Annotated in this window: 7 protein-coding genes and 1 pseudogene; 6 read left to right on the top strand and 2 right to left on the bottom strand. The window is 37.3% G+C overall.

From position 1 onward, the window contains the following. Together pheT and H4J50_RS17645 are read left to right on the top strand one after the other, a co-directional pair. On the top strand, positions 1–2,084 hold a 2,084-nt coding region (gene pheT / locus H4J50_RS17650; protein ID WP_182257523.1), incomplete at its 5' end, for a phenylalanine--tRNA ligase subunit beta. A gap of 3 nt (positions 2,085–2,087) precedes the next feature. Next, positions 2,088–2,381 carry an integration host factor subunit alpha gene (locus tag H4J50_RS17645; RefSeq protein ID WP_081149676.1) on the top strand — a complete coding sequence of 98 codons (294 nt, stop codon included), beginning with the start codon at positions 2,088–2,090 and terminating at the stop codon, positions 2,379–2,381. An 88-nt stretch (positions 2,382–2,469) separates the two neighbouring features. Here H4J50_RS17645 and H4J50_RS17640 read toward each other — a convergent pair whose 3' ends face one another. Continuing rightward, positions 2,470–2,994 (bottom strand): DUF2937 family protein, encoded by a 525-nt coding sequence (locus H4J50_RS17640; protein WP_108455522.1) that lies wholly within the window; start codon positions 2,992–2,994, stop codon positions 2,470–2,472. A 182-nt stretch (positions 2,995–3,176) separates the two neighbouring features. Here H4J50_RS17640 and H4J50_RS17635 point away from each other — a divergent pair, with 182 nt between their 5' ends. The 4 genes from H4J50_RS17635 (at position 3,177) to H4J50_RS17620 (ending at position 7,425) form a co-directional block, all read left to right on the top strand. Next, the gene (locus H4J50_RS17635) at positions 3,177–4,964 is read left to right on the top strand and encodes an ABC transporter ATP-binding protein/permease (RefSeq protein ID WP_108455523.1); all 1,788 of its coding nucleotides are present in this window, start codon (positions 3,177–3,179) and stop codon (positions 4,962–4,964) included. 86 nt (positions 4,965–5,050) lie between these two features. Beyond that, positions 5,051–5,596: a DUF1415 domain-containing protein gene (locus H4J50_RS17630; protein WP_182257522.1), complete on the top strand. Its 546-nt coding sequence runs from the start codon at positions 5,051–5,053 to the stop codon at positions 5,594–5,596. A gap of 124 nt (positions 5,597–5,720) precedes the next feature. Continuing rightward, positions 5,721–6,509: a hypothetical protein gene (locus H4J50_RS17625; RefSeq protein WP_108455525.1), complete on the top strand. Its 789-nt coding sequence runs from the start codon at positions 5,721–5,723 to the stop codon at positions 6,507–6,509. A gap of 67 nt (positions 6,510–6,576) precedes the next feature. Further along, positions 6,577–7,425: a glucosaminidase domain-containing protein gene (locus tag H4J50_RS17620; RefSeq protein ID WP_259366290.1), complete on the top strand. Its 849-nt coding sequence runs from the start codon at positions 6,577–6,579 to the stop codon at positions 7,423–7,425. Between the two features lie 194 nt (positions 7,426–7,619). Here H4J50_RS17620 and ttcA read toward each other — a convergent pair. Then, positions 7,620–8,402 (bottom strand): annotated as a pseudogene (gene ttcA, locus H4J50_RS17615) (tRNA 2-thiocytidine(32) synthetase TtcA); the annotation flags it as partial. Positions 8,403–8,474: the final 72 nt, after the last annotated feature.

Below are 8,474 nucleotides of genomic sequence, written 5' to 3'. Positions count from 1 at the left end.
AAAAAGCCAAGCTACGCGGCGTACCGTCTCACGGCATGTTATGTAGTGAGTCTGAAATCGGTTTGTCAGATAGTTCAGACGGCATTATGGAATTAGCCAGCGATGCTCCTATTGGTAAGTGCGTTAGAGAATACCTTGATCTTAATGATGTAACCATCGACGTTGATTTAACGGCTAACCGTGGCGATTGTCTTGGTTTAAAAGGTCTTGCACGTGAAGTAGGTGTACTTAATAGCTTAAGTGTTACAGAGCCATCTATCACAGCAGTTACGCCAACGATTGACGATACGGTAGCTATTACCTTATCAGCTGAAAAAGCGTGTCCTCGTTATTTAGGGCGTGTGATTAAAAATATTAACATCAATGCACAAACTCCGTTGTGGATGGTGGAAAAGCTACGTCGTTGTGGCACACGTTCAATTGACCCTGTAGTCGATGTAACTAATTATGTACTGTTAGAGCAAGGTCATCCTATGCATGCTTTTGATTTAGCTGCTATTGAAGGTGCTATCAATGTACGTTATGCAAATGAAGGTGAAACGTTAGTATTGCTTGATGAAAATGAAGTCAAACTTTCGACACAAACCTTAGTTATTGCCGACGATGCAAAAGCATTGGCCATGGCTGGTATTTTTGGCGGTTTAGCATCGGGTGTTACTGCTGAATCTAAAGATATCTTTTTAGAAAGCGCATTTTTCGCGCCATTAGCAATTTTAGGCAAAGCACGTCAGTACGGTTTACATACTGATGCATCACATCGTTATGAGCGTGGTATTGATCCACAGCTACAACGCGATGCCATGGAACGAGCGACAACATTATTGCTTGAAATCGTTGGTGGTGAGGCAGGTCCTATTGTTGAAGCTGTGTCGATAGAAAATATTCCAGCTGAAAAAACTGTAGCCTTGCGTCGTTCAAAGCTTGATGGTCGTATTGGCCACCATATCAATGACGAAAAAGTTAGCGAAATATTAACTCGCTTAGGCTTTGCTGTTACTGAAAAGGGTGCAAACGAAGAAAAAGTATGGACAGTTGTTGTTCCTGCTTATCGTTTTGATATCAGCATTGAAGTTGACTTAATTGAAGAAGTTGCACGAATTTTTGGTTACAACAATATTCCAAATGTTTCACCAAAAGCAACATTGGCAATGCGTGAGCAAAAAGAAGCGCAGTTACCGTTAAGTAAATTACGTAATGTTTTAGTTAATCGCGGTTACCAAGAAGCGATCACTTATAGTTTTGTTGACCCGAAAGTTCAAATACAGCTACACCCAGGTCAAGCAACCATGACGTTACCGCACCCAATTTCATCTGAAATGTCAGAGATGCGTGTAAGTTTATGGACCGGATTATTACAATCAGTAATTTATAATCAAAACCGTCAACAAGGTCGTGTACGTTTATTTGAAACTGGTTTGCGTTTTATTCCTGATGAAAGTGTGGAAAATGGTGTTCGCCAAGACAATATGATCGCAGGTGTTCTTAGTGGTCAACGTAGTGAAGAACATTGGGATATCGAAAAAGCAGCAACCGATTTTTATGATATTAAATCTGATGTTGAAGCCTTGTTAGGTTTAACAAATAACGTCAGTGAATTTATTTTTTCTAAAGCAGAAGTTGATGCGTTACATCCTGGTCAAACTGCCGCTATTCATAAAAATGGTGTACTGGTTGGTCATGTTGGAGCCTTACATCCTGAATTAGAACGGAAATTAGGCCTTAATGGTCGCACATTAGTTTTTGAACTTTTATTGAGCGAAGTTTGTACACAAAATATCCCTCAAGCACGCGACATATCTCGCTTTCCGGCAAACAGACGTGACATCGCTGTAGTGGTAGATGAACAAGTTAGTGCAAATAAAGTACTACAACTTATTGAAAAGGTTGGCGGAAATTATTTAGTTGATCTAAACTTGTTCGATGTATACCAAGGTAATGGTATTGAAGCTGGTTTTAAAAGCTTAGCAATAGCAATGATATTGCAAGATAATAATAAAACCTTAGAAGAAAAGGATATCACTGACGTAGTTAACCGAGTGGTTGATACATTGAAAACTGAACTGAATGCATCTCTGAGGGATTAAATAATGGCGCTAACAAAAGCAGAAGTAGCAGAACATTTATTTGAAAAAGTTGGGCTAAGTAAGCGCGACGCAAAAGATATGGTTGAAGTGTTTTTCGAAGAAGTTCGTGAAACTTTAGAAGCAGGCGAGCAAGTTAAATTATCTGGATTTGGTAATTTTGACTTACGCGTGAAAAGCGAGCGTCCTGGACGTAACCCTAAAACAGGTGAAGATATTCCAATTTCAGCCCGTAAGGTAGTAACTTTTCGACCAGGTCAAAAGCTTAAAAGTCGCGTTGAAGATGGTAATAGCGAATAAGTTAGCAAGCCAGTTTTGCATTGATAGAGTTTAATAAAGGTTGCTTCGGCAACCTTTTTTATTGCGGGTCGAAAAGATTAATCACTTATTATGATTGAATAGGGTCAATTTTTTTGGCTTTAAAAGGGCGTTTAACGGCAAATACAGTTAACTCTTTTAGCAACAATGCACCTAGAGCAAGTGCTCCTCCGGTTGCTAGTGCGTTTAATTCAAGTGGGATCCCCATTGAAAAGTTTTCAGCTGTGCCAGAAGCAATTTGTTGATCTAAATGCCAAACAAGTTGATATACACTGTTGAGGTAATCGGTCTGTGAAATTTGCGTTAAATGACTTGCCAAGTAATCGACACGTAAAGATAACAGTTCGATTAACTCTCCGGTACTGATAATTGAGGCTTCAGTATTTTCTTTATAGCGGTCAATCATAGTGATTAAGCTGCCATCAAAATGTTGCTGTGCTATTACCTCAAATTGGGCTAATTGTGACTGAGCTTCTGCTAAATGACCGCCAAGGCGTTGTTGGTATTGCTGCATAAATTCAGGCAATTGTACGCCCAAAATAAAAGTAACCGTAAAAAAGCAACGATCAATAATATTGTTAATTAAAGTCAACATAATGACGAGTTACCGTATTAATAGAATAGCTTCACGTTAGCACAACTACTAAAAAAGTTCATTGCTATTAAAATGTAAATTCAACAGTCAGGTTTTAAACCATTGCGACTCTATCGATGTTAATATAGTGCGATGTAAAACAGTTTATTCAACTTAAGTACACTTGGAAATTAGCCACCATAATGCGTAGATCCTCTCACCAAAGCGAGCAAGAAGTCACCACCTTTAATTGGCATGTAGTTAAATTGTTACTGCCATATTTATTTGAATTTAAAGCGCGTATATTTTTTGCCTTAGCCTGCTTAGTATTAACAAAAGTTGCCAGTGTTTATCTACCTTTTATTCTTAAAGATATTGTCGATATATTAGATAAACAGCAAGATAATCGTATTTATATCGTTCCTTTTGCATTGGTTGGAGCATACGGACTCGTAAGGTTAACGATTGTACTTTTTGCCGAAATTCGCGATACCTTATTTGGTCGCGTTACTGAACGTGCGATTCGACGAATTGGTTTGAAAGTGTTTCAACACCTACATAAATTAGATTTAGACTTTCATTTAAATCGCCAAACGGGTGGTTTATCACGTGATATTGATCGCGGCACAACGGGCATTAATTTTTTAATGCGTTTTATGATCTTTAATATTATTCCAACCCTAATCGAAATAACGATGGTGGTGGGAATTTTATTCTTCAACTACGGCATTTGGTTTGCGCTCATCACGTTATCTTCCATTGTGCTCTATGTCGCTTACTCGGTTTACGCAACGGATTGGCGAACACGCTTTATACGAGAAGCAAATAAAGCTGATTCATCAAGTAATACACGCGCAATCGACAGCTTATTAAATTATGAGACCGTTAAATACTTTACCAACGAAGACTTTGAAGCAAAAGCGTATGACAGCCAACTCGCTGACTGGGAACAGGCGAAAATGAAGAACCGCTTATCTTTATTTGCCTTAAATGGTGGTCAAGCGCTGATCATTTCTTGCGCTATGACCGCAATGTTAGCTTTAGCGGCTTATCAAGTGACTTATGAGAAAATGACTTTAGGTGATTTCGTTTTGATCAATGCCTTTATGATGCAGCTATTTATTCCACTAAACTTTTTAGGTTTTGTCTATCGAGAAATTAAAGGGTCATTGGCTAATATTGAACAAATGTTTGAATTGATGCTAAGAAAACCTAAAGTAGAAGATAGCGAAAATGCCGATATTTTAAACTTGTCTGCAGCAGAAATTAAATTTGAAAATGTCTCGTTTGCTTATAACGCTAAGCGACCTATTATCAAAAATGTATCATTCACGATAAAGTCTGGGCAAAAAGTGGCGGTTGTGGGAGAAAGCGGCTCAGGAAAGTCGACATTAGTGAAATTATTATTTCGATTTTACGATTGTGACAGCGGAAAAATAACTATTGATGCACAAAATATTCGTGAGGTTACACAACATTCATTACGAAAAAATATCGGTATAGTGCCGCAAGACACGGTGTTGTTTAATGATACGCTTTTTGAAAATGTGCAATACGGAGCACCAAAAGCCAGCAAAGATAAAGTAAACAAAGCCTTTAAAATGGCACATTTATCTGATTTTGTCTCAAGGTTGCCTGATGGCATGGAAACCATAGTCGGAGAACGCGGTTTAAAGCTTTCAGGTGGCGAAAAACAACGGGTTGCTATTGCACGTACTATTTTAAAAAATCCGAAGATTTTAATATTTGACGAAGCAACATCTTCACTGGATAGCCAGTCAGAACAAGCAATATTAACGGCAATTAAAGAAGTCGCCGAGCATAGAACCAGTTTAGTCATTGCTCATCGTTTATCGACTATTGTTGATGCCAATCATATTATTGTTATGCAGCAAGGTGAAATTATAGAGCAGGGCACACATCAATCTTTAATCGCTAATAAAGGCCATTATTTTAATATGTGGCAATTACAACAAAGCAATAACCATTGATCATGCTCGATAGCAAAACTTGCAGTTAATTCCTGTAATTAAAATTAAAATTAAAATTAAAATAGAAAAAGATAGAGTAAATTGCGATGACCCAGATAGATGAAATTGAACAAACCAAGCAATGGTTAGAGCAGGTGATCATCGGGCTAAATTTCTGCCCATTCGCCAAAAAAGAGTTTGTTAATCAAACGATTCATTATCATGCTAGCGATAAAGCTCAGTTAAAGCCTGCTTTAGTTGAGTTTTTAGCGCAGTGTCACTTCTTAAGTGATAACCCTGAAATTGAAACAAGTTTGTTGATTTATAATCAAGGCTTTAGAGATTTTAATCGTTTTCTAGATTTGGTTGATGATAGCAATGAATTGATTGTCGAACATGGTTTTGAAGGCATTTTTCAAATAGCGACTTTTCATCCTGAATATTGCTTTGCTGACGCTGAATACGATGATGCAGGCAATTTTACTAATCGCTCTCCATATCCTACATTGCATTTAATCCGTGAAAAAAGCATGGAAAAAGTGTTAAGTGTATATAAAAATCCAGAAGCTATTCCTGATAATAATATCGCCTTAGCGCAAAAGAAAGGCGCTGATTATTTTCAAAGCTTATTAAAAAAAATTAAACAAGATTAAAAATACTTCTGAGTTTTTAATAACTTTACTTTGCTTATTCACACAGCGCTTTGAATTACGATATACTGGCAGCAATTCAGATAAATAAGCGTTTTTATGCGCTTTCTCATTAGGTATATTTTTTGTGGAAAAACTTCCTGTTGTAAAAGTTGGTGGTAGTGTTGAAGAAGCCGTTAAAGGCGAATATTCACTTGATGTAGCGGCTATATTGAAAGAAGGGTGGCAATTAACCTTAAAGTCGCGCATGTCGATTAATTTAGGGCTATTAACTTGTTTAATCATAGGTATGGTCGTTTCAATTTTGGTCAGCAGCCAGCTTGGTGGCATTGAAGTAGCCATTCAAGACCAACAATCAGCCACGTTACTTAATATTATCGTTACACTAGTGGTATACCCCTTTATTGTCGGTGTTGAAATGATGGGCGTTTTCCATTCAGTTGGTCTAAAAACTCAACCTAAATTGATTTTTGGCTTTTTAAAGCGTGGTAGCTGGGTTGCGGTTAGTGCTTTGCTTACCTCGACTTTAGTTACTATAGGTTTAACATTATTCTATTTACCGGGTATATTTTTAGCTGTGGCCTTGTCACTAGTTCTCCCTTTAGTGGTAGAAAAGAAAATGTCACCGATAAAAGCGATTTCGGTCAGCATTCAAGCTACTCGCTTTCAATGGTTTAAAATATTTTCACTTTACTTGATTTTAGCGTTAGCAGTTTTGGTTGCTGCTTTACCTGTTGCCGCTACTAGTGCTTCAGAATTAGGCTTTATTGCAATCGCATTTTTTCTTTTCTGTTTGGCTTATTTAGCGCCGCTTTTTTACAATGTTAAAGGAATTTTATATCGGGAAATATTTGGTTTGCAAATGCAAGCCAATACCGAGCAAGGTAATACAATAAATGACACATTTTCTGCTTAATGAATAAAGTTTTATAAGATTTATACAATGCTTAGCACTTATCAATATTGCGTAAGGAATCATGATTTTGAGAAAAATTAATAAGCAAAATATTTTCGGCTTTATATTTTTAGCCCTATTGGGTATTGGTTTAGTCGCGCCATTCACTTTTTTAAAGGTAGAAGAAGCTAGTGAAACCGTTGAACAGACAGTATCTAAAAAAACGCTTAAAAAAGTGGCTAAAAAGATAGAACAGCCGCTTCACGACGTTAACTTACCAAACTTTGCCAAAATTCGAGATGTAAAAGAGAAAAAACGAAAATTTTTTGCTTTTATTAAACCTGCGGTAGCGGCTGAAAATAAAAAGATACTTGCTAAGCGTGTTGAAGTAGAACGCTTAATTGAGCAGCTGACCTTAGAGCAACCTTTTAGTATCGAAGATGAAGCGTTAGTCGCAAAGTTAATTACGCAATATAAAGTCAGTAAAAAATTCTCACTGTTAAAACAGCTCTATGAATTACAGCTTAAAGTAGACGTTATTCCGCAAGCACTTGTTTTAGTGCAAGCGGCAAATGAGTCAGCTTGGGGGACTTCTCGGTTCGCTCGAATAGGTTTGAATTTTTTCGGTGTTTGGTGCTATAGCGAGGGCTGTGGCATGGTGCCAAGTAGTCGTAATTCAGGTGCGGATCATGAAGTAGCTGCTTACAGTTCTGTAAAACAAGGCGTTGAGCGCTATTTACATAACATTAATACGCATCGCGCTTATAACGTATTTAGGCTTATTCGAGGCCAATTACGGGATCAAAACCAACCTTTGGCACCAGAAATATTAGCGACAGGCTTAACCGCTTACTCTGAACGTGGTGCAGATTATGTCTTAGAACTCACTGAGATGATCAGACATAATCGACCATACTTTGATCTTGCAAATAAATAATCTTTAGTGGCTCTGCCGTTCCAAGTCAAAACTAGGCTGAACGGCAAAACTGCAAAATAATCTACTCTAAACCTAAACCTAAACCTAAAAAATTCGCCAACATTGAACCGCTAGCCAATAATAAGCCCAGTAAAACGTTACACTTTATAAGCTAACGTTAAATAGAGTTTACTCATTGAAAAGTTTCAATAATATTATTTTATCTCTGTTACTTTCAATAAATCTGCTTGATGAATGTTAACAGCGTTACTTTCAGGCGCAGCTTGTACAAATGTTTCTTGATCAAAAGCGGTATCACCACCATCAATAATTCCAGAGTTTGCGTTAATACCTTTAAAGTCAAAAAGTTCGCTGTCACATAAATGTGAAGGCACTACATTTTTAATCGCCGTAAACATAGACTCAATACGCCCTGGGTGATTTTTATCCCAATCTTGTAGCATTGACTTAATGTTCTGACGCTGTAAGTTAGGTTGTGAACCACATAAGTTACAAGGAATAATAGGGAATTGCTTTAGGGCAGCATACTGAATAAGTTCTTGCTCTTTACAAAATGCTAATGGGCGAATAACCACGTGCTCGCCATTGTCAGAAACAAGTTTTGCGGGCATTGATTTGAGCTTGCCACCGTAAAACATATTGAGCATTAATGTTTCTACCATGTCGTCGCGATGATGACCAAGTGCAACTTTAGTTGCTCCTAATGCTTTAGCCGCTTTATACAACAATGCTCGGCGTAAACGAGAGCATAAGCTACATGTAGTTTTGCCTTCAGGAATTTTCTCTTTAACAATAGCGTAAGTGTCTTCTTCAACAATTTGGTAAGCGACACCTATCGACTCAAGGTAATTTGGTAAAATATGCTCTGGAAAACCGGGTTGCTTTTGATCAAGGTTAACGGCAATTAAGTCAAAGTGAATAGGAGCAGATTCTTTTAAGCGCATTAATATTTCGAGCATGGCATAACTATCCTTGCCTTATGTGCAATAACTTTTTTAAATTTATTTGTAATTAATATAAAATAACCTATTTATAAGTGTCTACATGTC

Source organism: Colwellia sp. 6M3 (assembly GCF_014077595.1).
Classification (GTDB): Bacteria; Pseudomonadota; Gammaproteobacteria; order Enterobacterales; family Alteromonadaceae; genus Cognaticolwellia.
Note: the sequence above shows the minus strand (reverse complement) of the source record. Positions and strands in the feature narration are given on the sequence as shown.

What these genes read in the sequence shown, in the direction of transcription:
- H4J50_RS17645 (WP_081149676.1), top strand. Translation starts at nt 2,088, where the DNA reads ATGGCGCTAACAAAAGCAGAAGTAGCAGAACATTTATTTGAAAAAGTT.
- H4J50_RS17640 (WP_108455522.1), bottom strand. Translation starts at nt 2,994, where the DNA reads ATGTTGACTTTAATTAACAATATTATTGATCGTTGCTTTTTTACGGTT.
- H4J50_RS17635 (WP_108455523.1), top strand. Translation starts at nt 3,177, where the DNA reads ATGCGTAGATCCTCTCACCAAAGCGAGCAAGAAGTCACCACCTTTAAT.
- H4J50_RS17630 (WP_182257522.1), top strand. Translation starts at nt 5,051, where the DNA reads ATGACCCAGATAGATGAAATTGAACAAACCAAGCAATGGTTAGAGCAG.